The organism is Streptomyces sudanensis, assembly GCF_023614315.1.
Lineage (GTDB): Bacteria > Actinomycetota > Actinomycetes > Streptomycetales > Streptomycetaceae > Streptomyces > Streptomyces sudanensis.
This window is the reverse complement of sequence record NZ_CP095474.1, coordinates 4,357,446-4,383,737: the sequence shown is the minus strand read 5'-3', so window position 1 is coordinate 4,383,737 and position 26,292 is coordinate 4,357,446. Positions and strand designations below refer to the sequence as shown.

24 protein-coding genes and 4 pseudogenes are annotated in these 26,292 nt (G+C 75.6%); 8 read left to right on the top strand and 20 right to left on the bottom strand.

The window, feature by feature from the left end; genetic code table 11:
* Positions 1-32 precede the first annotated feature (32 nt).
* A complete protein-coding gene (locus MW084_RS20255) occupies positions 33-407 on the bottom strand; it encodes a GntR family transcriptional regulator (RefSeq protein ID WP_010471417.1) in 375 nt (124 codons plus the stop codon).
* A 70-nt stretch (positions 408-477) separates the two neighbouring features.
* On the opposite strand from MW084_RS20255, the gene MW084_RS20250 reads away from it, so the two are divergent.
* The gene (locus MW084_RS20250) at positions 478-1,401 is read left to right on the top strand and encodes a GNAT family N-acetyltransferase (RefSeq protein WP_010471415.1); all 924 of its coding nucleotides are present in this window, start codon (positions 478-480) and stop codon (positions 1,399-1,401) included.
* Positions 1,382-1,870 carry a ribonuclease FAU-1 family protein gene (locus MW084_RS20245; protein ID WP_010471413.1) on the top strand — a complete coding sequence of 163 codons (489 nt, stop codon included), beginning with the start codon at positions 1,382-1,384 and terminating at the stop codon, positions 1,868-1,870. Before MW084_RS20250 ends, MW084_RS20245 begins: the two co-directional genes overlap by 20 nt.
* A gap of 136 nt (positions 1,871-2,006) precedes the next feature.
* Here MW084_RS20245 and MW084_RS20240 read toward each other — a convergent pair whose 3' ends face one another.
* Together MW084_RS20240 and MW084_RS20235 are read right to left on the bottom strand one after the other, a co-directional pair.
* Positions 2,007-3,095, bottom strand: coding sequence for a S1 family peptidase (locus MW084_RS20240; protein WP_039829465.1), 1,089 nt, complete (start codon positions 3,093-3,095; stop codon positions 2,007-2,009).
* A 417-nt stretch (positions 3,096-3,512) separates the two neighbouring features.
* Complete coding sequence (locus tag MW084_RS20235; protein WP_010471410.1) at positions 3,513-4,724, bottom strand: DUF5685 family protein; 1,212 nt, start codon at positions 4,722-4,724, stop codon at positions 3,513-3,515.
* Positions 4,725-4,997: 273 nt separating this feature from the next.
* Here MW084_RS20235 and MW084_RS20230 point away from each other — a divergent pair, with 273 nt between their 5' ends.
* Positions 4,998-5,432, top strand: coding sequence for a cell division protein SepF (locus tag MW084_RS20230; RefSeq protein ID WP_010471408.1), 435 nt, complete (start codon positions 4,998-5,000; stop codon positions 5,430-5,432).
* Positions 5,433-5,444: 12 nt separating this feature from the next.
* Here the strand turns inward: MW084_RS20230 and MW084_RS20225 are convergent, their stop codons facing one another.
* Positions 5,445-6,635 (bottom strand): acyl-CoA dehydrogenase family protein, encoded by a 1,191-nt coding sequence (locus MW084_RS20225; protein WP_010471406.1) that lies wholly within the window; start codon positions 6,633-6,635, stop codon positions 5,445-5,447.
* An 85-nt stretch (positions 6,636-6,720) separates the two neighbouring features.
* Positions 6,721-8,529, bottom strand: coding sequence for an MFS transporter (locus MW084_RS20220; RefSeq protein WP_029553556.1), 1,809 nt, complete (start codon positions 8,527-8,529; stop codon positions 6,721-6,723).
* Positions 8,530-9,067: 538 nt separating this feature from the next.
* Between MW084_RS20220 and MW084_RS20215 the strand changes: the two are divergent.
* Both MW084_RS20215 and MW084_RS20210 read left to right on the top strand, forming a co-directional pair.
* Positions 9,068-9,834, top strand: a pseudogene (locus MW084_RS20215) (phosphatase PAP2 family protein); the annotation flags it as partial.
* A 6-nt stretch (positions 9,835-9,840) separates the two neighbouring features.
* Positions 9,841-10,026: pseudogene (locus MW084_RS20210) on the top strand (phosphatase PAP2 family protein); the annotation flags it as partial.
* 73 nt (positions 10,027-10,099) lie between these two features.
* Here the strand turns inward: MW084_RS20210 and MW084_RS20205 are convergent.
* The 4 genes from MW084_RS20205 to MW084_RS20190 form a co-directional block, all read right to left on the bottom strand.
* Positions 10,100-10,315, bottom strand: coding sequence for an I78 family peptidase inhibitor (locus MW084_RS20205; RefSeq protein WP_010471400.1), 216 nt, complete (start codon positions 10,313-10,315; stop codon positions 10,100-10,102).
* Positions 10,316-10,680: 365 nt separating this feature from the next.
* Complete coding sequence (locus MW084_RS20200) at positions 10,681-11,505, bottom strand: hypothetical protein (protein WP_010471398.1); 825 nt, start codon at positions 11,503-11,505, stop codon at positions 10,681-10,683.
* On the bottom strand, positions 11,502-12,785 hold the full coding sequence (locus MW084_RS20195; protein ID WP_010471396.1) for a glycosyltransferase family 4 protein: 1,284 nt from the start codon (positions 12,783-12,785) through the stop codon (positions 11,502-11,504). The genes MW084_RS20200 and MW084_RS20195 overlap by 4 nt, the downstream gene beginning before the upstream one ends.
* A gap of 247 nt (positions 12,786-13,032) precedes the next feature.
* Complete coding sequence (locus MW084_RS20190; RefSeq protein ID WP_010471394.1) at positions 13,033-13,638, bottom strand: LysM peptidoglycan-binding domain-containing protein; 606 nt, start codon at positions 13,636-13,638, stop codon at positions 13,033-13,035.
* A 244-nt stretch (positions 13,639-13,882) separates the two neighbouring features.
* On the opposite strand from MW084_RS20190, the gene MW084_RS20185 reads away from it, so the two are divergent.
* Both MW084_RS20185 and MW084_RS20180 read left to right on the top strand, forming a co-directional pair.
* Positions 13,883-14,683, top strand: a complete 801-nt coding sequence (locus tag MW084_RS20185) for a hypothetical protein (RefSeq protein ID WP_010471392.1) — start codon at positions 13,883-13,885, stop codon at positions 14,681-14,683.
* A gap of 135 nt (positions 14,684-14,818) precedes the next feature.
* Positions 14,819-15,133, top strand: a complete 315-nt coding sequence (locus tag MW084_RS20180) for a hypothetical protein (protein WP_010471390.1) — start codon at positions 14,819-14,821, stop codon at positions 15,131-15,133.
* A 68-nt stretch (positions 15,134-15,201) separates the two neighbouring features.
* Here MW084_RS20180 and der read toward each other — a convergent pair whose 3' ends face one another.
* The 5 genes from der to MW084_RS20155 form a co-directional block, all read right to left on the bottom strand.
* The gene (der, locus tag MW084_RS20175) at positions 15,202-16,650 is read right to left on the bottom strand and encodes a ribosome biogenesis GTPase Der (protein ID WP_010471388.1); all 1,449 of its coding nucleotides are present in this window, start codon (positions 16,648-16,650) and stop codon (positions 15,202-15,204) included.
* A gap of 76 nt (positions 16,651-16,726) precedes the next feature.
* Entirely contained in the window at positions 16,727-17,314 is a 588-nt protein-coding gene (locus MW084_RS20170) for a lysophospholipid acyltransferase family protein (RefSeq protein ID WP_050986789.1), read from the bottom strand.
* A gap of 50 nt (positions 17,315-17,364) precedes the next feature.
* The gene (cmk, locus tag MW084_RS20165) at positions 17,365-18,030 is read right to left on the bottom strand and encodes a (d)CMP kinase (RefSeq protein ID WP_010471383.1); all 666 of its coding nucleotides are present in this window, start codon (positions 18,028-18,030) and stop codon (positions 17,365-17,367) included.
* A gap of 137 nt (positions 18,031-18,167) precedes the next feature.
* On the bottom strand, positions 18,168-19,253 hold the full coding sequence (locus tag MW084_RS20160; protein WP_010471381.1) for a prephenate dehydrogenase: 1,086 nt from the start codon (positions 19,251-19,253) through the stop codon (positions 18,168-18,170).
* Positions 19,254-19,786: 533 nt separating this feature from the next.
* On the bottom strand, positions 19,787-20,284 hold the full coding sequence (locus MW084_RS20155) for a DUF1990 domain-containing protein (RefSeq protein WP_010476073.1): 498 nt from the start codon (positions 20,282-20,284) through the stop codon (positions 19,787-19,789).
* A gap of 204 nt (positions 20,285-20,488) precedes the next feature.
* Between MW084_RS20155 and MW084_RS20150 the strand changes: the two genes are divergently transcribed.
* Entirely contained in the window at positions 20,489-21,256 is a 768-nt protein-coding gene (locus tag MW084_RS20150) for a nucleotidyltransferase domain-containing protein (protein WP_010476074.1), read from the top strand.
* On the opposite strand, the gene MW084_RS20145 is transcribed toward MW084_RS20150, so the two are convergent.
* The 6 genes and pseudogenes from MW084_RS20145 to MW084_RS20120 form a co-directional block, all read right to left on the bottom strand.
* On the bottom strand, positions 21,173-21,937 hold the full coding sequence (locus tag MW084_RS20145) for a nucleotidyltransferase domain-containing protein (RefSeq protein ID WP_010476075.1): 765 nt from the start codon (positions 21,935-21,937) through the stop codon (positions 21,173-21,175). The genes MW084_RS20150 and MW084_RS20145 overlap by 84 nt on opposite strands.
* A 3-nt stretch (positions 21,938-21,940) precedes the next feature.
* Positions 21,941-22,984, bottom strand: a complete 1,044-nt coding sequence (locus MW084_RS20140; RefSeq protein ID WP_010476076.1) for an ADP-ribosylglycohydrolase family protein — start codon at positions 22,982-22,984, stop codon at positions 21,941-21,943.
* Entirely contained in the window at positions 22,981-23,730 is a 750-nt protein-coding gene (locus MW084_RS20135) for an NUDIX hydrolase (protein WP_010476077.1), read from the bottom strand. The genes MW084_RS20140 and MW084_RS20135 overlap by 4 nt, the downstream gene beginning before the upstream one ends.
* Before the next feature lie 125 nt (positions 23,731-23,855).
* A pseudogene (locus MW084_RS20130) lies at positions 23,856-24,700 on the bottom strand (pseudouridine synthase); the annotation flags it as partial.
* A 100-nt stretch (positions 24,701-24,800) separates the two neighbouring features.
* Positions 24,801-25,416: pseudogene (gene scpB / locus MW084_RS20125) on the bottom strand (SMC-Scp complex subunit ScpB).
* Positions 25,413-26,292, bottom strand: an 880-nt coding sequence (locus MW084_RS20120) for a segregation and condensation protein A (protein WP_420833751.1), incomplete at its 5' end; no start/stop codon positions are given. The gene MW084_RS20120 and the pseudogene scpB, both read right to left, overlap by 4 nt.

Genomic DNA, 26,292 nt, shown 5'->3' with positions numbered 1-26,292 from the left:
GCGTGCGGCTCACTCCGGCACGGCCGCCCGCCTCACTCGCCGTACGCCGCGCGCAGCGCCTCCGCCACCGCCGAGCGGGCCTCGGCGGCGGTCAGTCCCAGGCGGTGTGCCTCCCGGGCGTAGGCGGCGGCCGCCGCGGCGGCGCGGCGCCCGGCGGCGTCGCCGGCCGCGGCGACGAACGTGCCGGCGCGGCCCCGGGTCTCGACCACGCCGTCCGCCTCCAGCGCCCGGTAGGCCTTGGCGACCGTGTTCGCGGCGAGGCCCAGCTCCTCCGCCAGGCCCCGCACGGTGGGCAGCCGGTGGCCGACCGGGAGCCGTCCGGAGCGGGCCTGCTCGGAGATCTGGGCGCGCAGTTGTTCGTACGGGGCGGTCGGTGCGCCGGCGTCGACGGAGAGCTTCAGGGTCACGGGCCGATTCTCCCCCACGGCGCGGAAATGGGAGGCGGCCGGCGCCGGAAGGCCCGTACCGTGGCCCTCCGTGCCCATCATCATCCGTGACTTCCGCCCCGAGGACGCCGAGGCCGTGGCCCGGTCCCGCCGCGCCACCGTGCCGTTCCTGGCGGTGACCCCGCGCTCGGTCCTCTTCGACGTCGAGACCGCCAACCCGGCGAAGAGGCTCCGCCTGCTCGTGGCCGAGGAGGACGGCGAGATCCTCGGGACCGCCTACGCGGGCATCGCGTACGACAGCGACGAGCCCGGCCAGGCGTACGCCACCCCGAACGTCCACCCCGACCGCCGCGGCCGCGGCGCGGGCGGCCTGCTGCTGCGCGCCGCCGAGGAGCACCTCGCGGCCCACGGCGCCGTGTCCGTCTACTCCTGGGCGCGGGACGACCCGCGGAGCCTGGCGTTCGCCCGCGGGCGCGGTTACCGCCCCACCAGGACCGCGCACTTCCAGCACCTGGACCTGGCGGGCGCCGCCCTCCCCGAACCACCCGGCGGGCTCCCGCCCGGGGTCGCGCTGCGCACGGCCGCCGACTACGAGGACGACCCGCGGCCGATGTTCGAGGCGGACGCGGAGGCCACGTCCGACGAGCCCAGCGACATCGCCACCACCCTCGACGACTTCGCCGACTGGGTGGCCCACACCTGGAACAACCCGCTGTTCGACCGCCGGCTGTCCACGGTCGTCACGGTGGACGGCCGGGTGGCCGCCTACACAGCCGCCTACACCGACGGCGGTTCCCGCTACGTCTCCGGCATGACCGGGACCCTGCGGGCCCACCGCGGCCGCGGCCTGGCCCGGCTGGCCAAGACGGACTCGCTGCGCCGCGCCCGCGCCGCCGGCTACACCGACGCGTACACGAGCAACGACGGCGCGAACGCCCCGATGCTCGCCGTCAACGCCCGGCTCGGCTACCGGGTCTGCGCCACGGAGGTGCGCCATGTCCGCGCGCTCGGTTGAGGTCGTCATCGTCAAGGCGGGGCGCACGAAGATCCGCTATCCGGCGGAGGTCGTGTCCGACGACGGCGCCGTGCTGACGGTCCGCGCCGCCTGGGCGGGCGAGGGGGCGCGGGACTTCGGCTTCGTGCGGTTCGAGCCCGGCGACGTGTTCACGGAGCACTACGGACGGGACCTGTGGTACTCCGTGAAGGAGGTGCGGGCCGGGGACGGCACGCTGAAGGGCTGGTACTGCGACGTCACCCGGCCCGCCGAGGTCGCGGACGCCCGGGTGGTCGTGGAGGACCTGGACCTGGACCTGTGGGTGTCGGCCGACCGGAGCCTCGTACTGCGGCTGGACGAGGACGAGTTCGCGGCGAGCGGCCTGGCGGAGCGGGACCCGCGCGCCGCGGCCCGCGCGGTGGCGGCGCTGGACGCGCTGGAGGCCCTGGCCCGCCGGGGCGGCGGCCCGCGGTGGTGGGCGGAGCCGTAGCGGGACGGTCCGCGGGGGCGCCCGCAGAGGGCGGGGTGCGGGCCCGCGCGGGCTCACGCGCGAAGCCCCCCGGCTCCGGGAGCACCGGGGCCGGGGGGCCTGTCCGCCTGTCGTACCGGGGTCGGCCGGTACGGGGTCAGCCGATCTGCGCGCCGTACTCGGTGAGCGCCTCGGTGACGGGCTGGAAGAAGGTGACGCCGCCGGACGTGCAGTCGCCGCTGCCGCCGGAGGTCAGGCCGACGGCCGCGTCGCCGGAGAAGAGGGAGCCGCCGCTGTCGCCGGGCTCGGCGCAGACGGTGGTCTGGATCAGACCCTCGACGATCTGGCCGTTGCCGTAGTTGACGGTGGCGTCGAGGCCGGTGACCTCGCCCTCGTGCACCTGCGTCGTGGAGCCGCTGCGGGTGACCTTCATGCCCACGGTGGCCTCGGCCGCGCGGGCGATCTGCTGGGCGCTGCCGTTGTACAGGTTGACGGCGCTCGGGTGGTCGACCTCGCGGTCGTACTTGACCAGCGCGTAGTCGTTGCCGGGGAACTGCGAGTCGACCATCGTGCCGACCGGCTCGCCGCCCTGCTTGTCCGACCACTTGGAGCCGGTGCCGCCGCAGTGGCCGGCGGTGAGGAAGTGCGGCTGGCCGTCCTTGACGACGTTGAAGCCGAGGGAGCAGCGGCCGCCACTGGTGTGGATGGCGTCACCACCCGAGGCGAACGGCGTGAACGTGCCGGCGGCGCGCTTCAGCTCCGCCTTGTCGTCGAGGCTCTTGACGACCTGGGAGAGCTTCTCCCACGCCTCGCCCTTGACGGTGCGGTCGGCGGTGACGACGACCTTGTTGGTGACCGGGTCGACGGCCCATGAGGTGCCGGGGATGGTCGCCCGGTCCTTCAGCGTCTCCCGTGCCGACTTCAGCTCGGCCAGGGAGTGCTCGACGACCCGGGCCTCGCCGCCGGCGCGCCGGACGGTGTCCGCCGCGGCCTCGTCGACGACGTTCACCACGAGGGTGCGGGACTCGACCTTGTAGTACGCGCCGGCGATGTCACCGTCGCCGAGTCGGGCGTCGAGCGAAGAGGCGAGCTTTCCGGCCGCGGTGGCCGACAGGGTCTTGGCCTCGAACTGTGGCACCTCGTCGCTGGCGTTCGCAGTCTGGAAAGTGACGGCTGCTCCCAGCAGAGCCACGACGGCTCCTCCGGCGAGGGCCGCGCGCCTCTTGGGTATGCGTCGGTGCTTCAACATCTACCTCCTGTGGGGCCCGTGCCCGGCAAGGGAGACGCCTGACACGGAGGATGGACCGCCAACTATTCCGACGCCGACGGGTCGCACACAAGAACGACTTCGGGACGCACACATGATCGTCACACCCCTCCCTCACTCTCACCCATTACTCCCGATCGTGGTCGACCGGTTCCGAATGCGAATATCTGATGTGGCCAGGAGGTTGACGCGGTGTGAGGTCGATCCCGGCCGGACCGCGCGCCCGCTCCGGTCGGGGGTACGGGCGCCGTCGCGCGCCCATAGCAGGACGCCGCCCGCCCCCGCACGGCGAAACGGGCGGGGGCGGGCGGCGCGAGGCCGTCGACGGGACGGCGGGTGGGCGGCGAGGACGGCGAGGACGGCGGGGAACGGTGCCGTACGGCGTCGGCGCGGCCGTCAGCAGCCGTCGCAGGGGCAGCAGCAGTCGCAGCTGCAGTTGCCGTCGCAGTCGCGGCAGCAGCCCTCGCGCTTCTTGCGGGACCAGGGGCCCTCGTACTCCTTGGCGCAGCAGATCTGGCAGGTGCAGAACAGGCCGACGAAGACGGCGCAGCCGGCGAGGAACCCGCGCGGCGGCTTCCGCTCCGCTCCCCCGCCTCCGAAGCCCCGCCCGCCGGACTCGCCGGACCCGCCGCTCCCGGTCGGCCCGCCGCCCCCGTAGGGGTGGGAGCCGTACGCGCCGCGGGGCCGGCCGCCGCCCTGGCGGGGGTGGCCGTACGGGGAGCCGGGAGCGCCGTGCCCCCGGTGCGCGCAGGTCGTCGTGGCGAACGCGCGGTCCACCGAGCGCCGCAGCTCGTGCACGAGGAGCCGGTGCGCCAGCCGGTCGTCGACGAACTCGACGTCCGCGAGCGCCAGGCGTACGCCGTGCACGGCGTCGTCGGCGAGGCGCCGCGCCTCGGCGAGGGGCGTGCCGGTGGCGGTGATCGGGTTCCAGGCGCCCGACGCCGTGTCGGCGTCCAGGTCCTCGACGGCGTCCAGCAGGTGCGCGAGACGTCCGAACAACCGGCCCGCCTCCGCGAGGGGCGCGGCGTTCCCCGGCCTGCCGACGAGGACGGCGGTGTGCGCGAACGCGGCGGCGGTGGCCGTCTCGGTCGGTTCGGTCACCGCCGTCAGGGGCGTGCCGGGCCGGGCCAGCGCCTCGACGCCGGTCTGGCGGTCAACCGCGTCGAGCAGGACCGCCGTGTCGAATCCGAGTTCCCGCCCGGTGCGGGCGCCCGCGGCGTCCCAGCGGTGCGCGACCCGCCGGGCGGCCGCGGCGACCGGCCGGCGGGCCAGCAGCCCGTCGCGGTCGGCGACGTGGTCCCGCACCTTGGCCGAGGCGAGCACCAGGGAGACGGCGGCGGCCAGCCGGGCGCCCTCGCCGCGTGCGACGGGCGCGGTGCGCATCGCGCGCAGCGGGCACGGCCCGGCGGTGCGCCGGGCCCCGGCGGCGCGCTCGGACTGAGCTTCCGTCAGGACCGATATCAGCAGGCCGTCGTAGTTGGTGGCGACACGGGCGAACTGCCCGTGGTCGGCGCGCAGGGCGAGGCAGAGCCCGCACAGGTGCGCCGTCCACTCCGCCAGGAGCCCCCCGCCGAGCCGGTGCGAACAGGGTCTGACGATTCCGAACATGTGCTCCCCCGTGACTGGATCCTTGTGCGTCGGGCATCGTAGCCGGGGGCTCGTTCACCCGTACGCGCGCCGACCTGCCCGTCCGGTGTGAATTTCATATTTGGGGTACAAGAAGCCTGTTGCGCAGCAAGAACCCTGACGAATCACCATATCTTCTGCACCAGTACCGTCACGAAACGCTCGCACGGCGGGTATCCACTTGGCGTGCGATCCGCATCATGGACGACCATGGGGGTGCGGAACCACACGTGACCACGTTGAAAGGAGGCGTCCATGGGATCGGTGCGCAAGGCGAGTGCCTGGCTGGGACTCGTCGAGGACAACGACGAGCGCTACTACGACGACGAGTACGCCGAGACTGCCGACGGCGGCGACGCCTGGGTGACCGACCCCCGGGTGCGGGTCGCCTCCGAGAGCGCGCGGGAGGAGGGCCGCCGGATCGCCACCGTGTCGCCGGACGGCTTCCGCGACGCCCGGACGATCGGCGAGTTGTTCCGGGACGGCGTCCCGGTCGTCATGAACCTCACCGCCATGGAGCCCGAGGACGCCAAGCGGATCGTGGACTTCGCGGCCGGCCTGACCTTCGGCCTGCGCGGCTCCATCGAGCGGGTGGCCACCCGGGTCTTCCTGCTGACGCCCGCGGACACGCAGATCGTCACCGGGGAGTCCGGGGGCCGCGCCCAGGACGGCTTCTTCAACCAGAGCTGAGGGCGAGGCCGCTCACCGGAAGGCGTCGAGACCGGTGAGCGCCTTGCCCAGCACCAGCTGGTGCATCTCGACCGTGCCCTCGTAGGTGAGCACCGACTCCAGGTTGGTGGCGTGCCGCATCACGGGGTACTCCAGGGAGATCCCGTTGGCGCCCAGGATCGTCCGGGCCGTGCGGCAGATCCCGATCGCCTCCCGCACGTTGTTCAGCTTGCCGAAGCTGACCTGCTCGGGGCGCAGCCTCCCGGCGTCCATCCGCGAGCCCAGGTGGTGGGCGAGCAGGATGCCCTTGTGCAGTTCCACCGCCATGTCGGCGAGCTTGGCCTGGGTGAGCTGGAAGCCCCCGATGGGCCGCCCGAACTGCTCCCGCGTCCGCGCGTAGTCGAGCGCCGCCTCGAAGGAGGAGCGCGCGGCTCCCATGGCGCCCCACACGATCCCGTACCGGGCGTGCGACAGGCAGCCGAGCGGGCCCTTCAGCCCCGTCACGCCGGGCAGGACCGCGTCGGCGGGCAGCCGCACGTCGTCCATCACCAGCTCGCTGGTGACGCTGGCCCGCAGGGACCACTTGTGCCGGATCTCCGGCGTGGACAGGCCCGGGGTGTCGGTCGGCACGGCGAAGCCGCGCATCCCCCCGTCGGTCTGCGCCCAGACGACGGCGACCCCCGCGACCGAGCCGTTGGTGATCCACATCTTGCGCCCGTTGAGGACCCAGTCCGAGCCGTCCCGCCTGGCGTACGTGCGCAGGGCGGCCGGGTCGGAGCCGTGGTCCGGCTCGGTCAGGCCGAAGCAGCCGATCGTCTCGCCCGACGCCATGGACGGCAGCCAGCGCCGCTTCTGCTCCTCGGAGCCGTGCTTCCAGATCGCGTACATGGCCAGGGAGCCCTGCACCGACACCAGGGAGCGGATGCCGGAGTCCGCGGCCTCCAGCTCCAGGCAGGCCAGCCCGTACTGGACGGCGCTCGCGCCCGCGCAGCCGTACCCCTCCAGGGACATGCCGAGCACCCCGATCGCGCCGAGCTCGCGGGCGAGCTCGCGGATGACGGGCACCTCGCCCCTCTCGTACCACTCGGCGACGTGCGGCAGCACCCGCTCGGCGGCCCAGGCGCGCACCGTGTCGCGGACGGCGAGGTCCTCCGGGCCGAGCAGGTCGTCGACGCCGAGCGGGTCGCCCGGGTCGAACGGCGGGAGCTTCGAGGGTGCGGGCACGAGGACCTCCGGCAACTGGCTCACCAGGGAAACGACGGGAAGAGGAGCGGTCCGGGGCAGCGGGACCGGGCGCCGACGTTACGGCTCAGCGCGCCGCGCGTCCAGAGCCGGCCGGCTCCGCCGGGGCGCGCCGGACGGCCTTCGGCGGGGTGCCGGGGGCGCCGTCCGCGTCCGGCGCGTCGTGTGCCTCGCGCTGCACGGGGACGCCGAGGCCGCCGGTGCCCGCCCGGCGGGCCGGTCCCGTCCGGTCCGCGCCGCCCGCGGGGCCCTCGCCGCCGGGGCCCGCGGGCTCCGCGCGGAGCCCGCCGGACGGTCCGGGCGGTCCGCCGGGGCCCGGGGGCCCGTCCGGTTCGTCGGTCCGCGGGTCCATCACGCGCGGCAGGCGCAGCGCCATGGCCGCCCCGGCGAGCAGCAGCCCGGCGCTGACCACCAGCGTGACGTGCAGCCCGTGCACGAAGGAGTGGCGCGCGGCGGTGCGCAGCGCCTCGCCGGCCGCGCCGCCGATCCCGGCCGCGACCTGGTACGCCTCGCCCAGCGAGTTGGCCGCGGCGGCGCCCGCCTGCGCGGGGACGCCGGGCACGCCGGCGAGGCCGGGGGCGTACGCGGCGTTCATGACGCTGCCGAGCAGGGCTATGCCCATGCCCGCGCCGAGCTGGTAGGAGGTCTCGCCGATGGCCGCCGCGCCGCCCGCGCTGTGGGCGGGCGCCTCGCTGAGCATCGACTCGTACGCCGCGAACAGCGTGGTCTGCAGGCCGAAGCCGAGCAGGACGAAGCCGGCGGTCAGCAGGAGCGGCCGGTCGTGCTGGCCCATGAGGAGCAGCAGCAGCACGGACCCCGCGGTCAGGACGAAGCCCCAGCCGACCATCCGGCGCGGGCCGAGGCGGGCGAGGGTGCGCGAACCGGTGGCGCCGGCGGCCATCGCCGCGAACGTCAGCGGCAGCAGCCGCAGCCCGGTCTCCAGGGGACTGAGGCCCAGGATCAGCTGGAGGTACTGGACGGCGATCAGCTCCAGGCCGACCAGCGCCAGCATGGCGAGCACGATGCAGCCGACGGACGTGGCGAACGCGGCCCGCGAGAACATCCGCATGTCGACGAGCGGGTGGGGGCGGCGCCGCTGCCGCCGGACGAACAGGACGAGCAGCGCGGCGCCGAGCAGGAGGGGGCCGAGCGTGGCGGGGCTCGCCAGCGGGTCGCCCGCGCCGATCCGCTTGATGCCCAGGACGGCGCCGAGGACGCCGGCGGCGGCCGTCAGCGCGCCGAGGACGTCCCAGGGGCCGTCGCCGCTCCCCCGCGACTCGGGCAGCAGCCAGCGCCCGGCGGGGAGGATCAGCGCCATCAGGGGGAGGTTGATCAGGAAGACCGAGCCCCACCAGAAGTGCTCGACCAGGAAACCGCCGAGCACCGGCCCGGTGGCGGCGCCGACCGCAGCGACCGCCGTCCAGATGCCGATGGCCGTGGCCCGTTCGCGCCGGTCGGGGAAGACGGCGCGGAGGATGGACAGGGTGGCCGGCATGATCATCGCGCCGCCGACGCCCAGCAGCACGCGCGCGGCGATGAGTACCGCCGGCGTGTCGGCCAGCGCCGCGACGGCGGACGCCGCGCCGAAGAGCGCGTACCCGCCGAGCAGGACGCGCCGCCGCCCGACCCGGTCGCCCAGCGTGCCGAAGAGGATCAGCAGCGAGGCGCAGACGAGGGGGTAGGCGTCGACGATCCACAGCAGGGCGGTGGAGCTGGGTCTGAGGTCCTCGGTGACCGCGGGGACGGCGACGTGGAGGACGGTCGCGTCCAGGGCGACCAGCAGCAGGCTGACACAGAGGACGAACAGGACGACCCAGCGGTCGGCACCGCCGCCGGCGGCGCGCAGACGCACTCCGACACTGGTCGTTCCCGACATGTAGCTACCTCCCGCGTGGAACTCTGTCGCGCTCGGCGGGCGCCGGCCGGGGAAGGGGNNACCCCCGCGGGGCGACCCGGTGTCCGGGGAGCCCCCGACCGGGCGTGTTCGGCCCTCCGGGGGTGGGAGAGCGAGACGTCAGCCTACGTGACGTGGGACGGACGGCGCGTGGCCCACCTCTCAAAGGGACGCGCCCGGACGTGTGGCATGCGCCACGCGGGGGCCGGCCGCAACGCGCCGGCGGCGACCCGAACGGCGTACCAATTCCACGGGGAAGCGGCGGTGGCGTATTTCCCTCCGGCGCGCAAACACGCTTACGGAAGAACCCCTCGGAGCATTACGGCGAACCCTCCCGCCGCTTTATGGATAAGAATCGGATAAACAGCCGCCGAGACCCACTCCACATCACATCGTCATCACAAAGAGACCGGATCGGCCTGGCCTGACACTCACTCCCTGTAACGTCGATCGCGTGCGTACCGACATCTTTGCCCGGCTGGACCGGGAGCCGGAACCGCCGAAGTCGGAGATCCCGCGGATGAGCCGCACGCGTCTCGCCCTCTTCGGCGGGACGTCCGTGTTCTACCTGGCCATCGTCGTGGCCGTGCTCGCGTCGACGTGGCTGGTGCTCGTCGACTGGAAGGTCATGCTGTTCCGGCCGTACCAGCAGTGGCCCGAGCTGCACGCGCCGCTCGACTACTTCGTCGTGCTCGGCCAGCGCGGTCCGACGGCGGTGATGGTGGCGGCCTGGCTCGGCTGGCGGTCCTGGCGGCAGCACACCCTGCGCCCGCTGCTGGTGCTGGGCACGGCACTGCTGTTGCTGAACGTCACGGTGGGCGCCGTGAAGATCGGCCTGGGGAGGCTCGGCCCGCACTACGCGACGCAGATCGGCTCGGCCGAACTGTTCGCGGGCGGCGATATATTCCCTTCCGGGCACACCGCCAACGCCGTGGTGACCTGGGGAATCCTCTCCTACCTGGCCACCACGCCGCGAGCGCGCCGCCATCTGTCGGCCCTCTCCGCCGTGGTCGCCCTGGGCGTCGGCCTCACCACGGTCTACCTCGGTACGCACTGGCTGAGCGACGTGCTGCTGGGATGGGCCGCAGGTCTGCTGATCCTGCTGGGCCTGCCGTGGTGCGAGCCGCTGATCGCCCGGGCCGAGGTACTGCTCCTCGGCGTGCGGGACCGGGTCCGCGACCGGCTGCGGGAAGGCCGCCGCGCGCCCGCCCCCGTGCTGCCGGTGGCGCCGGTGGCGGTCGCCGGGCGGCTGCCGGACGCGCAGCCCCCGCGGCCGGCCGCGGGGGCNGNNNNGAGCCGGTACTCGAACCGCTGGCGGGCGCCGGGGCGGTGGGCGCCGGGGCCGCGGCCCACGCCGCGAGCATCCGCACGACCCTGTCGCAGCCCCGTACGCACGCGGCGCTGCGCTCCGAGCGGATGCCCGTCACCCCGGCGGGCAGCCGCAGGCCGCCGCGCTCCCGTCCGGCGACGGGCGGGTGAGCCGCCGGCGGCGGCCCGCACGAGGAGGGGAAGGCCCCGGCCCGGCGCCGGGGCCTTCCCCGTGCCGCCGGAGTCAGCCCGTCCAGCAGCGGGTGACGGTGTGGTCGCGCACCTCGAAGTTGATGCGGCCCTCCAGGTACTCGAGCGTGATCATGACGCCGGGCGGCAGCGTCCGCACGGTCGTCCAGCCCCGGGAGCGGGCCAGGCTCGCGGCCTCCTGCTCGTCGAGGCCGACGTACGTGTCGGGTTCGTCGGGTCGCTCGGGGGGTGTGGTGGGTGTCGATGCCATGGCCCCACCGTAGGCGTCCCCGTACGGGTGCCGCCATCCGCCTGTACGCGGTGTGTCACATGTATGTCACAGGAACCTGTTCCGCGGTGGCCGGGTCTTTTCCCCGACGGGACGGGCGGAGAGGCGTTCCGGAGCAATTCTCCCCGCGGTCGGAGCGGCCCGTGTTCTCCTGTTCCGGAATTCCCCGGGCCACCTCGCCCCGGTAGCACCGACACGCGTGTTCCACGATTCCTCCACACGATTCCCGCACCTTCCCGCGGTGTGCCCACCGGTGTTTCCGGGAATGGCGGCCGACCGCACCGGGGCCCTCACGGGAGGGGCCCCGGCCGCGGACGGGGCGGCCGGGGCCGGCGTGCGCGGAAGGGCTACGGGACCGGGACGACCCGGACGCAGAGCTCGTTGTCGGCGCTGTAGCAGGGCGCCGCGCGGAACCCGTCGCCCTCGTGCTCCGGGTAGACGAAGACGCTCCGGCGGTCCCACACGTCGTCGAGGATCCGGGCGACCCGCACCGGCCCGGCGCCGGCCGCGGGCCGGAGCCACAGCTGCCACATCCGCTGCCGGTCCGGCGGGGGCGCCGCGAGCCGGCCGTAGGGCACCGTGAAGGCGAACGCGCCGCCCTCGCCGGCCACCGGCACCTCCCGCACCTCGCCGCCCCACCGCGCCTCGGCCACCGCGCCGGCGCCCAGTTCGGCGCCGTACAGCCGGCCCTCGACCGTGCAGCCGCCCTCCCCGAAGGTCAGGTCGCCGGCCTCGGCGTGCCGGGCGCGCAGCCAGCTCCGCACGGCGAGCCGCCCGTCGGGCGTGGGGTACGGGACGCGGGCGGCGACCGGCCCGGAGGGGTCGGGCAGGCGGTCGACGAGGGCCCGCACGTCGCGGACGCCCGGCTCCACCGGGCGGTCCCCCACGGCCACGTCCCAGTGCCCCTCCGCCAGTTCGACCGTGCTGGGCAGGACGGCCCGCGACCGGCCCCCGCCGGTCGGGGTGAGCGGCAGCCGCGTCTCCTCGGCCGGGTCGGCGCCGCGTCGGCGCAGCACCAGGACCGGCTCCGCCCCGGGCTCCCCGCCCGGCCCCGCCGGGGAGGAGCGGTGCACGTCGTGGCCCGCTATGTCGAAGGTGATGCCGCCCGCGGAGTCCGCGACGCAGTCGGCGCGCGGATCGCCGCTCCCGGAGGCGTCCGTGGTGCCGGTCATGCGCGCTTCCCCTTCCGGAGGGCGTCGGCGGCCCGGTAGCGGGCGGAGTACGCGGCGTCGAGGGCGGCGCCCCGCACGCGGTGCAGCGCGTCGCGGACCCGGCCGCGGGAGGCGCCGCCCGGTCCGCGGGCGACCAGTTCCGCGAAGATCGCCTCGTGCCGCTCCGCGATCCGCGCCGGGTCGAAGCGGCGGGACGCGGCGAGCGCGGCCCGCCCGGCGCGGCGCCGCAGCTCGTCGTCCTGGATGAGGCCGAGCAGCGCCTCGGCCACGGCGTCCGCGTCCCCGACCGGGACCAGCCGCCCGTCGACGCCGTCCTCGATGATCTCGCGGGGGCCGTGCGGGCAGTCGGTGGAGACGACGGGCAGCCCGCAGCGCATCGCCTCCACGATGGTCATGCCGAAGGACTCCATGCGGGAGGTGACGGCCGCGACGGACCCCTTGACCCACTCCGGTTCGAGGGGGTGGGCGGGGCCCATGAGGTAGACGTGGTTGTGCAGCCCGCGCCGCTCGATCAGGGCCCGCAGGGCGTCCTTCTCGTTGCCGGTGGCGTCGCCGGAGCCGTAGATCCGCAGCCGCCAGTCGGGACGGGCCGCGACGACCTTCGCGAACGCCTCCACCAGCAGGTCGTACCGCTTGACCCGGGTGAGCCGGCCGGCGGCGACGACCCACCTGGCGGTGGAGTCGGCGGGTTCGACGCTCGGCGCGGGGACGCTGTTGGGGACGGCGTCGATGCGGACGCCGGGCAGTCTGAGCCGGGTGCGGTACGAGCGGGCGTCGGCCTCGGTGACGGTGGTGACGGCGTCGAGCAGCGGGTAGCGGAAGCCGATCTCGCGGCGCAGCCGGTAGCCGTGGCTGTCCAGGGTGAGGTGCTCCTGGCCGACGCGCACGGGGCCGCGGCGGGTCTGCCGGGCGATGTGCACGTTCAGTCCGGGACGGGTGCCGACGACGACGTCCGCCTCCACCGTCCCCAGGTGCGCGGCGATCCTCGCGTCGGTGAGGCGGCTGTACTGCTTCCAGCGGCCGTCACCGCGCGGGAAGACCTCGGCCGGCCGCCGGTAGTCGGGGTGGTCGCCGTCGTAGCCGGGGCTGTGCCTGCGCAGGTCGACGAGGTGCTTCATGGTCACGCCGGCGGGGGCCCCGAGGGTCGGCTCGTCGCGGTGGCGGAAGACGGAGACGATCTCCACCTCGTGGCGGGCGGCGAGCGCCTCGGCGAGGTTGAAGGTCGTGCGGATGGTGCCGCCGATCCCGTACGCGTTGTGGAGCAGGAAGGAGATGTGCATCGCGCAGCCGGGTCCCCAGGTCGATAGGTCGTCAGAGGTGGACTGTACTCGGCTCCCGCCGGGGGCCGCGCCGGAGCCGGCGGGCACGGCCGGCCGGGTGCGGGGCCGTGCGGGCGGCCGGACGGCGCGGACGGCGCCGCGGGTGCGGGACCGTCTCCGCCTGCCCGGCGCCCCGGACCCGCCGTGCCCGGCCCGTCCGGCCGCCCCGCGGGGCGCCCCTCCCCCGGCGGCGGGGGTGTCCCGGGGCCTACGGGATGCGCAGCATCAGACCGGGCAGGACGGTGTCGGGGTCGTCTCCCACCACGTCCCGGTTCGCCTCGTACAGCGCCCGCCAGCCGCCGGCGACGCCGAACCGCCGCGCCACCGCGCTCAGCGAGTCGCCCGGCTGGACCGTGTGGTACCGGCCGGACAGCCCGTACCGGCGGGAGCACGTGGGCCACGCGGCCCACCCCTGCCGGCGCAGCACCTCCTGCGCGACCGCGATCTGCTGCGCGCGGCTCGCCAGGTCGGCGCGCGGCGCGTACGTCAGGCCGCCGGACTCCTCCCAGGTGGACTGCTTGAACTGCAGCCCTCCGTAGAAGCCGTTGCCGGTGTCGGCGTCCCAGCGTCCGCCGCTCTCGCAGAGGGCGACGCACCCCCAGGGCCAGTCGCCGGGGCAGTCGGCGTGTCCGGCGGCGGGCGCCCGGTGCTCCCGGGCGGGGAGGGCCCCGGCAGGGGGCGGGGAGGCCCAGGCGGCCGCGTCGCGCGGCGGGGCCGGTACGAGGGCGCAGGCCAGCGCCAGGACGAGCACGGACAGCGAGGCGGCGGCGCCTCGCACGCGCCGGGTGCGCGGGGGTCTCGGCTGCTTCGGCATCGGGCCACGCTAGGCACCGCTCCCCGCGGTGCCGCCCCGGCGCACCGGCGCGCCGCCCGGCCGCGCCGCGAACCCACCCGGTCGGCAGACCCGCCCGCCCGGGCGGGCCGGGGCGGGCCGGGCACGGCTCCCGGTGGTCCGGCCGCCGCGCGTGACCCGCTCGGCGCTCGCCCGTTGAACCCGTCACGAGGTGTGCCGGGACCCGCCCGGTACCGCACGCACCAACGAGTCCGAGGAGCCACCCGTGCCGCGCATGCTCGACGTCAGCGAGGACGTACGCGCCGAGATCGGTGACGACGAAGCCGACCGGCTGCTCACCGGCGGCAACGCCCCGGACAGCTACGACTGCACCTCCTGCCGCACCCCGGGGGACCCCCGGCAGGAGCGCACCAGCACCGTGCTGTTCGTCGGCGAGGAGACCGCCGTCCTCGCCTTCGCCCACGCCACCTGCCTCGCCTCCCAGGTCGTCAGGGTCTCGGAGGAGCAGTTGCAGGGCGCCGTCCGGTCCATCACCGGCCAGGAGCCGCAGCGGCCGGCCCCCGCCCCGGTGCAGGCGCCCCCGGACGCCCGGCAGGCCGTCCTGGGCGTGACGAGCGGACTGGTCCTGGTCGGCGGCGACCCGCATCCGGCGCTCGTCGTCGAGCCGACGGCGCCGATCACCCGCCCCGGCTCCTACGGCGCCGAGGACGAGTTCCTGCCGCTCCTCGGCGAGCAGGGCTTCCTCCCGGTGCCCGGCCTGGACCGGAGGCCGCCGGTGCTCGGGGGGTGGTCCGTGCTGCTCGCGGCGGGGCGGCTCCACGCGATCCTCCAGCCGGACCCGGCCACCGGACGGCAGGTCGCCTGGTGGCAGGCGCACCAGCCGCTCCAGGTCACCGAGGGCTGGCGGACGGCGGCGAACGCCTCGCACACGGTGCTGGTCTTCGCCGCGCCCGTCGGCTCCATCGGCCAGCAGCCCCGCGAGGACCTGCTGCGGGACGCGCTGGAGAAGGCCGCCGCGAACGGCCGCCTGGTCGCCGCCGCCATGCCGCTGGCCGGCACGTCCTGATGGGTTCCCCGCCGCCCGCCCGGGGGAGGGCGATTCCCCCGGGTGGGCCGCATCCCGCGGGCGGCGGGTTCGTTGGCACCTACGTGCAGCACTCATACGAGCCGTCCCGCCAGCCGTACCAGTACATCCCCCGCCATGCGCCCGGCGGAGGACGGGCTGCCCCACTCGCCCACGCCGATCTACGACGCGCTGTACTCCGAGTACCGGCGGTCGTTCCGGGCGCTGCCCGGCGACCGCACCGGCGAGGAGGACCTCGCGTTCCGGGCCTTCGGGGTACTGCCCCCCACCCGCCACGCCGACGCCACCGGCCACACCACGGGCCACACCGCCGGCGCGCACGGGTACGGGCGGGGATGGCAGGCGCAGCAGTACGGCGGGCACGCGCCGACCCGGCCGTACGGCGGGCCGGCGCACCGTGCGCTGCCACCGGCGCCGCGCCGCGGCATGTGACGCGGCGCGCGGCACGGCGGGGCCGGGAGGACGCGATCGTCCTCCCGGCCCCGCCGTGCGCCGTGCGGCTACTTCTTGCGGCCGCGCTTCTCGCGGACCCGCACCGAGAGGTGGATGGGAGTGCCGTCGAAGCCGAACTCCTCGCGCAGGCGGCGTTCCACGAACCGGCGGTAGCCGTGCTCCAGGAAGCCGGACGCGAACAGCACGAACCGGGGCGGCTTGGTGCCGGCCTGCGTGCCGAACAGGATGCGGGGCTGCTTGCCGCCGCGGATCGGGTGCGGGTGGGCGGCGACCAGTTCGCCGAGGAAGGCGTTGAGGCGGCCGGTGGGGACGCGGGTCTCCCAGCCGGCGAGCGCGGTCTCGATCGCCGGGACGAGCTTGTCCATGTGGCGGCCGGTGCGGGCGGAGACGTTCACCCGGGGCGCCCACGAGACCTGCTGCATCTCGGTCTCGATCTCGCGCTCCAGGTAGTAGCGGCGCTCCTCGTCGAGCTCGTCCCACTTGTTGTAGGCGATGACGAGCGCCCGGCCCGCCTCGACGGCCATCGTGATGATCCGCTGGTCCTGGACGGAGATGGACTCGGTGGTGTCGATCAGGACGACGGCCACCTCGGCCTTCTCGACGGCGGCGGCGGTGCGCAGGGAGGCGTAGTAGTCCGCGCCCTCCTGGAGGTGGACCTTCTTGCGGATGCCCGCGGTGTCGACGAACTTCCAGGTCTTGCCGCCCAGTTCGATGAGCTCGTCGACCGGGTCGCGGGTGGTGCCGGCGAGTTCGTTGACGACGACCCGCTCCTCGCCCGCGAGCTTGTTCAGGAGGGACGACTTGCCGACGTTCGGGCGGCCGACGAGGGCGACGCGGCGGGGGCCGCCGACGGCGGCACCGAACGTCTGCTCGGGCGCTTCGGGGAGGGCCTTGAGGACCTCGTCGAGGAGGTCGCCGGTGCCGCGGCCGTGCAGCGCGGAGACCGGGAACGGCTCGCCGAGGCCGAGGGACCACAGCATCGCGGCGTCGGCCTCGCCGGACGGTCCGTCGACCTTGTTCGCGGCGAGGACGACGGGCTTGCCGGCGCGGCGCAGCAGCTTGACGACGGCCTCGTCGGTGTCGGTGGCGCCCACGGTCGCGTCGACCACGAAGACGACCGCGTCGGCCGCGTCGATCGCGAACTCGGCCTGCGCGGCGACGGAGGCGTCGATGCCGAACACGTCCTGCTCCCAGCCGCCGGTGTCGACGACCTTGAAGCGGCGGCCGGCCCACTCGGCCTCGTAGGTGACGCGGTCGCGGGTGACGCCGGGGCGGTCCTCGACGACGGCCTCGCGGCGGCCGATGATCCGGTTGACCAGGGTGGACTTGCCGACGTTCGGGCGGCCGACGACGGCGAGGACGGGCAGCGGGCCGTGCCCGGCCTCCTCGATCGCGCCCTCCACCTCGTCGGCGTCGAAGCCCTCCTCGGCGGCGAGCTCCATGAACTCCGCGTACTCGGCGTCGCCAAGTGCCCCGTGGTCGTGCTGGTCGTTCATGAAGTCCGTTCCTCGTGCGTTCGTGGTGGTCGGTGGGTGTCCGGCCGGGGCCGGGGCCACTACTCGAAAGTGTCGCTCAGCGCCCGGTGAGGCGCCTGGCGTCCTCCAGGTGGGCGGTGAGCCGCTTGTGGATGCGTACGGTGGCGTCGTCCAGGGCCCCGCGGGTGCGGCGCCCGCTGCCGTCGCCGGCGTCGAAGGGGTCGCCGAAGACGACGTCGACGCGGCCGCGCAGCGGCGGCAGCGCCCTGATCAGCCGTCCGCGGCGCTCTCCGCTCCCCAGGACCGCGACCGGGACGATCGGCGCGCCGGACCGCAGGGCGAAGTAGGCGAGGCCGGCGCGCAGCGCCGCGAAGTCGCCGTCGCCGCGGGTGCCCTCGGGGAAGATCCCGAGGACGCCGCCGGAGGCGAGGACGTCCAGGGCGCCGGTGACCGCGGTGCGGTCGGCGGCGGCGCGGTCGACCGGGAGCTGCCCGGTCGCCGTCATGAAGCGGCCGAGCGGCCCGACGAACGCCTCCTTCTTGACCAGGAAGTGCACGGGCCAGGGGGACGTGCCGATGACCATGGGGCCGTCGAGGACGTGGGTGTGGTTGGCGGCGAGGATGACGGGGCCGGAGGCCGGTACGCGCCAGGCGCCCAGCACGCGCGGCCTCCACAAGCCGTACATCAGGCCGATGCCGATGCCCCGCCCGACGGCGGCGCCCTTCGCCGAGGGGGTCACTTGGCGGCTCCCCGCCTCTCCGCCACCAGGGCGATCACGTGCTCGACGACCTGCTGGAGCGTCAGCTCCGTGGTGTCCAGCTCGACGGCGTCGGCGGCCTTGGCGAGGGGGGAGGTCTTCCGGGTGGAGTCGGCGGCGTCCCGCCTGACCAGGGCTTCCCTGGTGGCGGAGACGTCGGCGCCCGCCAGTTCGGCGGCGCGGCGGGCGGCGCGGGCCTCCGGGGAGGCGGTGAGGAAGACCTTGAGGTCGGCGTCGGGCAGGACGGTGGTGCCGATGTCGCGGCCCTCGACGACGATGCCGAGCGGGGCGGAGGCCGCGATGGAGCGCTGGAGCCCGGTGATCCGGGTGCGCACCTCGGGGACCGCGCTGACGGCGCTGACCTTGGAGGTGACCTCCTGCGTGCGGATCGGGCCGGAGGCGTCGACGCCGTCGACGGTGATCGTCGGTTGGGACGGGTCGGTGCCGGAGACGATCACGGGCTTGCCGGCGGCGCCGGCCACGGCGGCGGGGTCGTCCACGTCGATCCCGTTGGTGATCATCCACCAGGTGATCGCCCGGTACTGGGCGCCGGTGTCCAGGTAGCCGAGGCCGAGCCGGGCGGCGACGGCCCTGGAGGTGCTCGACTTGCCCGTACCGGAGGGGCCGTCGATGGCGACGATCACGGGATCCACGGTGGGGGAGACCTTCCTGCCTGCAGGGGAGAGGGGCCGGCCGGCTGCCGGGGGCCCGCCACAAGGTTACCGACTGTCCCCGCCGCCCCTCGCACCCGTTCGGCCCGGCCCCNGCCGCGGGCCCCGCGCTACTGGCGCAGGGCCCAGCCGCGCTCCCGGAGGGAGGCCGCGAGGAGGGGCGCGGCGGACGGGGCGACCATCAGCTGCACCACGCCCGCCTGCTGGCCGGTCGCGTGTTCGATGCGGACGTCCTCGATGTTGACGCCCGCCCGGCCGGCGTCCGCGAAGATCCGTGCCAGCTCGCCCGGCTGGTCGCTGACGAGGACGGCGACCGTCTCGTACGCGGCCGGGGCCGTGCCGTGCTTGCCGGGGACGCGGGCGCGGCCGGTGTTGCCGCGGCGCAGGACGTCCTCGACGCCGGTCGCGCCCTCGCCGCGCTCGGCGCCGTCGGCCGACTGCAGGGCGCGCAGCGCGCGGACCGTCCGGTCGAGGTCGGCGGCGAGCGCGGCGAGCACGTCGGCGACCGGTCCCGGATTGGCGGAGAGGACGTCGACCCACATGCGGGGGTCGGAGGCCGCGATGCGGGTGACGTCGCGGATGCCCTGGCCGCACAGGCGCACGGCGGTCTCCTCGGCCTCCTCCAGCCGGGCGGCGACCATCGACGACACCAGCTGGGGGGTGTGCGAGACGAGGGCGACGGCCCGGTCGTGCGCGTCGGCGTCCATGACGACCGGGACGGCCCGGCACAGGGCGACCAGCTCCAGCGCCAGGTTCAGCACCTCCGTGCGCGTCTCCCGGGTGGGCGTGAGGACCCAGGGGCGGCCCTCGAAGAGGTCGCCGCTGCCCGCGAGCGGGCCGGAGCGCTCCTTGCCGGCCATGGGGTGCGTACCGATGTACGCGGACAGGTCGGCGCCCAGGGCTTCCAGCTCCCGTTGCGGGCCGCCCTTGACGCTCGCCACGTCCAGGTAGCCGTGCGCGGTGCCGGCGCGCATGGCCCCGTCGAGGGTGGCGGCGACGTGGGCGGGCGGCACGGCGACCACGCACAGGTCGGCGGTCCCCTCCGGCGGGGCGTCCGTGCCGGCGCCGCGGGCGGCGGCGGTGCGGGCCCGGGCGGGGTCGTGGTCGGCGAGGTGGACGGTGACGCCCCGGTCGGTGAGGGCGAGGGCGACGGACGTGCCGATCAGCCCGGTTCCGATGACGACGGCGGTTCTCACTGGGCGGTGTCCTTGCGCAGGGCCGGCGCGGCGCCGGNGCGNANGGAGGCGGTGGTCGCGGCCCGCCGGGGTCCTATNGGGCCGGACGGCGCGGGGCGGGACGAGACGGCACCACGGGCCGTGCCGTGCCGCCGCGTCCGCTCCCCGCGNCGGGGCCCGGCCGCGGGCCGTGCCGTACCGCGCGTCCAGCGTAGTCAACACGGCGCGGGCGCGCGGCCCGCCGGCGCGGGGAACGCGCACGGCTCCGCGCCGCGCCGACGGGTCCGAAGGCGGCGCGGGGACCGTCCGGCGCGGTGGCGGCCGGGCCGCCGGGGCACGCCGTCGGTCACCCGGGCGTCGGTCACCCGGGCCACCGGACCGGTCCCCGCGGCCCGCGGGGTCCCTCGGCGGGACCGCCCGGCGCGACGGCGCCGCCCGCGAGGAGGGAGGCCGGGGCCCCGGCCCGCCGGGGTCCGACCGGGGAAGCGTCAATGTGAGGCGACGGCCCCGCCGGCCGGCGGCANCGCGGGNGGCCGCGGGCCGGGCGGGCGGCCTCACGCCGCTCGGGCCAGCCGCGCCAGGCTCGCGGCGTACCGGCGCGCCACCGCCCGCTGGAGCAGGCGCCCGCCGGGGCCCAGCGCCTTCGTGTACCAGGCCGCGGGCCGGCTGACGGCGAGGACGACGAAGTCGGCGGAGCCGTCCGGCAGGCGTTCGAGGACGAACGCCTCCTCGCCGCACTCGGGGTGCCCGGTGAGCGTCCCGTAGGCGAACCCGGTCCGGTGCTCCTCCCGGACGGCCCACACGACCTGGCACGGCACCCCGAGCGGTCCCGCCCGCAGCACCACCCGCACCCCGGGCGCGGCGCGCGGAGTGCCGTCCGGGACGCGGATCAGCGGGGTGGCGCGGTGCATCTCCCACCCGAAGAGCGCCTCGGCGGCGCGGTCGTACGTGCCGGGCCCCAGCGACGTGCGGAGCCGCAGCACGTGGAAGCCCGGCGGCACCGGTCCGCTGCCCGCCGTCATGCCCACGTCCGCGTAGGTCAGTTCGCGCATGCGCCCATCATGGCCCCGTTCCGGTGGACCGCGCCGTACGGGTGTGCGGCGCCGGGTGGCCGCCCGGGAGCGGGGCCGGTGCGTGCCGCCGCGCCCTCCGGACGCCGCGGCGTGCCGGTGCCGTGCGCGTCCCGGCGGGCCGCGCACGGCGCCGGGGCCGAAAGGGCCGGGACGGATCCGGCGGGGCCCGTTAGGGTCGTGGCCATGCCCGGAAGCGAGATCACGCCGGAAGCCCTCGTGCGCGACCACACCGTCTACTCCTGCGTCATGGGCTCCCGGGCGTTCGGGCTGGCCGTGGACGGCAGCGACACCGACCGCCGCGGGGTGTTCCTCGCCCCGACGCCGTCGCAGTGGCGGTTCGCCAAGCCGCCCACGCACGTGGAGGGACCGGCGCCCGAGCAGTTCAGCTGGGAGCTGGAGCGTTTCTGCGAGCTGGCCCTGCAGTCCAATCCGAACATCCTGGAGTGCCTGCACTCGCCGCTCGTCGAGCACGTCGACGACACGGGCCGCGAACTGCTGGCCCTGCGCGGCGCGTTCCTGTCCCGGCGGGTGTACGGGACGTTCACCCGGTACGCGCTGTCGCAGCGCCGGAGGCTGGAGGCGGACGTACGGCACCGCGGGGCGCCCCGCTGGAAGCACGCCATGCACCTGCTGCGGCTGCTCGCGTCCTGCCGGGACCTGCTGCGCACCGGCGAACTGGTCGTCGACGCGGGCGGGCACCGGGAGCGGCTGCTCGCGGTGCGGCGCGGCGAGGTGGCGTGGGCCGACGCCGAGGCGTGGATGACGCGGCTGGCGGCGGAGGCCGAGGCGGCGCTCCCGTCGTCCCCGCTGCCGGAGGAGCCGGACCGGGAGCGGGTGGAGGACTTCCTGTTCCGGACCCGGCTGCGCTCAGCCCTCGGCGCGCTGTCCCCGCCGGGCGCGTACGACGAGGTCGTGCAGGGCGTCGTGCGCCCCCGTGGCGTCGCCGGGTAGCGGGGAGGCCGCGCGGGCGTCGTCGAGCGCCCGGTGCAGTGCCTCCACGTCGGCGCGCAGCCGCTCCGTGTCGGTCCCGTCCGCCGGGCCGTGCTCGGCCTCCGCCTTGGCGGCGATCAGCTCGGCGAGGTACGCGGGGGCCTCCCCGACCGCGCCGCACAGGGTCGGCAGGTGCGCCACGACCTCGCCGGACCGCATCAGGTGGATGCCGGTCAGCAGGGCGCGGAAGGTGTACAGCAGCGGCTTCAGCTCGCCGTTCTTCTCGAACAGCCGCCACTGGGTGCAGGCGAAGCCCCGGTAGTGGTGGGCGTGGTGGGTGGTGAGCACGCCGGGGGCCAGGGCGGCCAGCTCCGCGTGCAGGCCGCCGGTGCGGACGACGAGCGGGGACAGCAGCTGCTCCAGGACGTAGCCGTTGCGTCGCAGCATCAGCCGGGCGAACTTCCGCAGGTCGTGCGTGACCAGGTCCATCTCCACGCCGTCGTGCTCCCAGGTGTGCGAGCGCGTCTCCTCCGGTTCGCGCAGCCCGGTCAGCGCCTCCACCGGCAGCAGGTGCGCCCCGCGCAGGTCCACGTCGGAGTCGCGGGAGGGGAAGCCGTACAGGTGCGCGCCGGAGACCGTGACGAAGGGCAGGGGGTCGGGCTGCCCGGCGACGACAGCGGAGAGGTCCAGGTGTTCGATCACCGGTCAAGCATCCCAGAGGGCGCCGAGCACGAGGAGGTCCCGGCGGTACTCGACGCGCTCCGCCCACTCCCCCGGCCAGGCCGCCACGCCGAGGTGGGCGCCGGCGAAGGCCCCGGTGAGGCAGGCGATGGAGTCGGAGTCGCCGCTGGTGCAGGCGGCCCGGCGCAGGGCGGTGAGGGGTTCTCGCGGGAACATCAGGAAGCACAGCAGCGCGGTGGCGAGCGCCTCCTCGGCGACCCAGCCCTCGCCGGTGAGCAGGCACGGGTCGGTCTCGGGGTCGGCGGTGCGCAGGGCGGCGGCGACGCGCTCCAGCACGGCGAGGCACTCGTCCCAGCCGCGTTCGGCGAAGTGGCGCGGCGAGGGGTCCTGGGAGCGGGTCCACAGGTCGCCGAGCCACGCCTCGTGGTAGCGGGAGCGGTTCTCGTACGCGTACGAGCGGAGCAGCCCGACGAGGCCGAGCGGTTCGGCGCCCCGCGCCAGCAGGTGCACGGCGTGGGCGGTGAGGTCGGACGCGGCGAGCGCGGTGGGGTGCCCGTGGGTGAGCGCGGCCTGCAACTGGGCGGCGCCGGCCCGCTGCCCGCCGGTGAGGCCGGGTACGAGGCCGACCGGCGCGACCCGCATGTCGGCGCCGCAGCCCTTGGACCCGATCTGGGCGGCGTCCTGCCAGGGCAGGTCGGCGGCCAGCAGCCCGCAGGCGACCAGGCAGGTGCGGCCGGGGGCGCGGTCGTTCTCGGGCGAGCGGGCCCAGGCGACGAACTCCTCGCGCAGCGCGCGGGCGAACCCCTCCGGCGCGAGGGGGCCCCCGGCCGTCGCGGTCCGCAGCGCGCGGCCCACGGCGAGGGTCATCTGCGTGTCGTCGGTGACGCGGGCGGGGGCGGGCAGCGGCAGGTCGCGCCAGGGGCCGTACCAGCTCGTGATCCTCGGTATGTCGATGAACTCGGTCGGCAGGCCCATCGCGTCGCCGAGGGCGAGTCCGAGGAGGGCGCCGGTGGCGGCCCCCTCGGCGGCGGTCCTGCGGGGGCGTGCGTCCCCGGTGCCGTCGGTCATGGGGTGGTCTCCCGTCGTTCCGGCCGTGCCGGCCGCAGCAGTGGTGGGTGGAGGGCGGTCGCGTCGCCCGCCCGGTAGAGGGCGGCCGGCTTCCCCCGTCCGCCGGTGAGGCGCGGCGCGCCTTCCGCGGGGCGGACGAAGCCGGGGGTGGCGAGGACCTTGCGCCGGAAGTTGGGGCGGTCCAGCGGGACGCCCCACACCGCCTCGTACACCTGCCGCAGCTCGCCGAGGGTGAACTCGGGCGGGCAGAAGGCGGTGGCCAGGCAGGTGTACTCCAGCTTGGCGCAGACGCGGTCGTGGGCGTCGGCGAGGATCGCGTCGTGGTCGAAGGCGAGCGGCCCCTGCGCGCCGTACGGCAGCCAGCGGGCCTCCGCGGCGTCGCCGCCGCCGCGCGGCTCGGGCAGGTCGGGGCCGAGCGCGGTGTACGCGACGGAGACGACGCGCATGCGCGGGTCGCGGTCCGGGTCGCTGTAGGTGCGCAGCTGCTCCAGGTGGAGGCGGGCTGCGGTGGCGCCGGACAGGCCGGTCTCCTCGGCGAGTTCGCGGCGGGCGGCGGCGTCGGCCGACTCGCGCGGCAGGAGGAAGCCGCCGGGGAGGGCGCGGCGGCCCCGGTGGGGCTCCTCGCCGCGGCGGACGAGCAGTACGTGCAGGCGGCCCGCGCGGAGGGTGAAGACGGCGAGGTCGACGGTGACCGCGAACGGCTCGAAGGCGCGCGGGTCGTAACCGCTCGGCACCCGGGTCGGCACGGCGCCTCCGAGGGACGGCCTTTAAAGGTCACCCTGACTATAAAGAGGGGACGGGTGGCGCCGCAAGCACGAGGGAGCCCGCGGCCGTCCGGGCCGCGGGCTCCCTCACCGGTGGGCGGGGGCGGTCAGAGACCGACCTCCTTCATCAGCATGCCGACCTCGGTGTTGGTCAGGCGGCGCAGCCAGCCCGACTTCTGGTCGCCCAGCTGGATGGGGCCGAAGGCGGTCCGCACGAGCTTGTCCACGGGGAAGCCCGCCTCGGCGAGCATGCGGCGCACGATGTGCTTGCGGCCCTCGTGGAGCTGCACCTCGACCAGGTAGTTCTTGCCGGTCTGCTCGACCACCCGGAAGTGGTCGGCGCGGGCGTAGCCGTCCTCCAGCTGGATGCCGTCCTTGAGCCGCTTGCCCACCTCGCGCGGGAGCGGGCCCGTGATGGCCGCCAGGTACGTCTTCTTCACGCCGTACTTCGGGTGGGTGAGGCGGTGGGCCAGCTCGCCGTGGTTGGTGAGCAGGATGATGCCCTCGGTCTCCGTGTCGAGCCGCCCGACGTGGAAGAGGCGGGTCTCGCGGTTGGTGACGTAGTCGCCGAGGCACTGGCGGCCGTCGGGGTCCTCCATGGTGGAGACGACTCCGGCGGGCTTGTTCAGCGCGAAGAACTGGTACGACTGCGTGGCGACGGTCAGTCCGTCGACCTTGATCTCGTCCTTCTCCGGGTCGACGCGCAGGCCCTGCTCGACGACGATCGAGCCGTTGACCTCGACGCGGGCCTCCTCGATCAGCTCCTCGCAGGCGCGGCGCGAGCCGTACCCGGCGCGGGCCAGGACCTTCTGCAGGCGCTCGCCCTCCTGGTCCTGCGCCTGCGGCCCGTTCGCGTGCCGCTCGCGGTTGCGCTCCTCGATCCGGGCGTCCAGCTCGCGCGGGCGGGCCGGGGCCGTCCGGCCGCCGGTCGTCGCGGCCGCCGCCGGCGCCCNGGTGGCNGCCGCGGCCGCCGCTGCTGCCGCGGCCGCCGCTGTTGCCACCACGGCTCCCGCCGTTGTTTCCGCTGCTGTTCCTGCCGCTGCTGCTTCGCATCACAGTTCCGTCTTGTCGTCTGCGTCCTCGTCAATCCGGTGAATCCGGATCGAACGACGGGACCGCTTCCGGCGACTCGGCCTCGACCGCCTCCGCCTCGGGGAGGAAGGGCGCGAGTTCGGGGAGCTCGTCCAGGCCGCGCAGGCCCATCCGCTCCAGGAAGTAGTTCGTCGTCCCGTACAGGATCGCACCTGTCCCGGGTTCCGTGCCCACCTCCTCCACCAGGCCCCGCTGGAGGAGGGTCCGCATGACCCCGTCGCAGTTCACGCCGCGCACCGCGGCGACGCGGGAGCGGCTGACCGGCTGCCGGTACGCGACGACCGCCAGGGTCTCCAGCGCGGCCTGCGTCAGGCGGGCCTGCCGGCCGTCGAGGACGAAGCTCTCCACCGCGGAGGCGTGGGCGGGCCGCGTGTAGTACCGCCAGCCGCCCGCGACGAGGCGCAGCTCGAACCCCCGCCCCTGGTCGTCGTACTCGCCGGCCAGTTCGCGCAGCGCGGCGGCGACCTCGTGGCGCGGGTGCCCGAGCACCCTGGCGAGGTGCTCCTCGGCCGCCGGTTCGTCGACGACCATGAGCACCGCCTCCAGGGCGGGCTTCAGCTCCGGGGCGGCGATCACGCCTCCTCCTCCCGTTCGGGCCGAGAGGCCCGGTCGAACTCGTCGGTGACCGCCGCGTCGGCGTCGCCGCCGGTCCAGCGGACGGTGAGCTCGCCCAGCGGGTCGTCCTGGCACAGGGCGACGGCCCCGTCCCGGTACAGCTCCAGCAGGGCGAGGAAGCGGGCGACGACGGTGAGGGTGTCGGGGGCGTCCTCGGCGAGCTCGCCGAACCGGGCCTCGCCGCGCTCCCGCAGCCGCGCCACCACGACCTCCGCCTGCTCGCGGACGCTGACCAGCGGCGCGTGGACGTGGTCCACGTACACCTCCGGCCGGGGCCTGGGCCGCATCGCCTTCGCGGCGAGGGCGGCGAACCCCTCGGGGCCCACGCTGAACACCACGTCGGGCAGCAGCGCGGCGTGGTGCGGCTCCAGGCCGACGGTGCGGGGGTACCGGCGGCTCTCGTCGTCGAAGCGGGCGGCGAGGATCTCGGCGACCCGCTTGTACGCGCGGTACTGCAGCAGCCGGGCAAACAGCAGGTCGCGGGCCTCCAGCAGCGCGAGGTCGGCCTCGTCCTCCACCTCGGCGGCGGGCAGCAGCCGGGCCGCCTTCAGGTCCAGCAGCGTCGCGGCGACGACCAGGAACTCGGTCGTCTGGTCGAGGTCCCCGTCGGGGCCCATGGCGCGGATGTGCGCCATGAACTCGTCGGTGACCCGGGAGAGCGCCACCTCGGTGACGTCCAGCCGGTGCCTGGCGATCAGCTGGAGCAGCAGGTCGAAGGGGCCCTCGAAGTTGGCCAGCCGCACCGTGAAGCGCCCCCGGGCCTCACCGTGCGCCCCGGCCCGGCCCCCCTCGCCGGCGGCGGGCGGCGGCGGGGTGCCGGCCTCCGCTCCTGCGGGC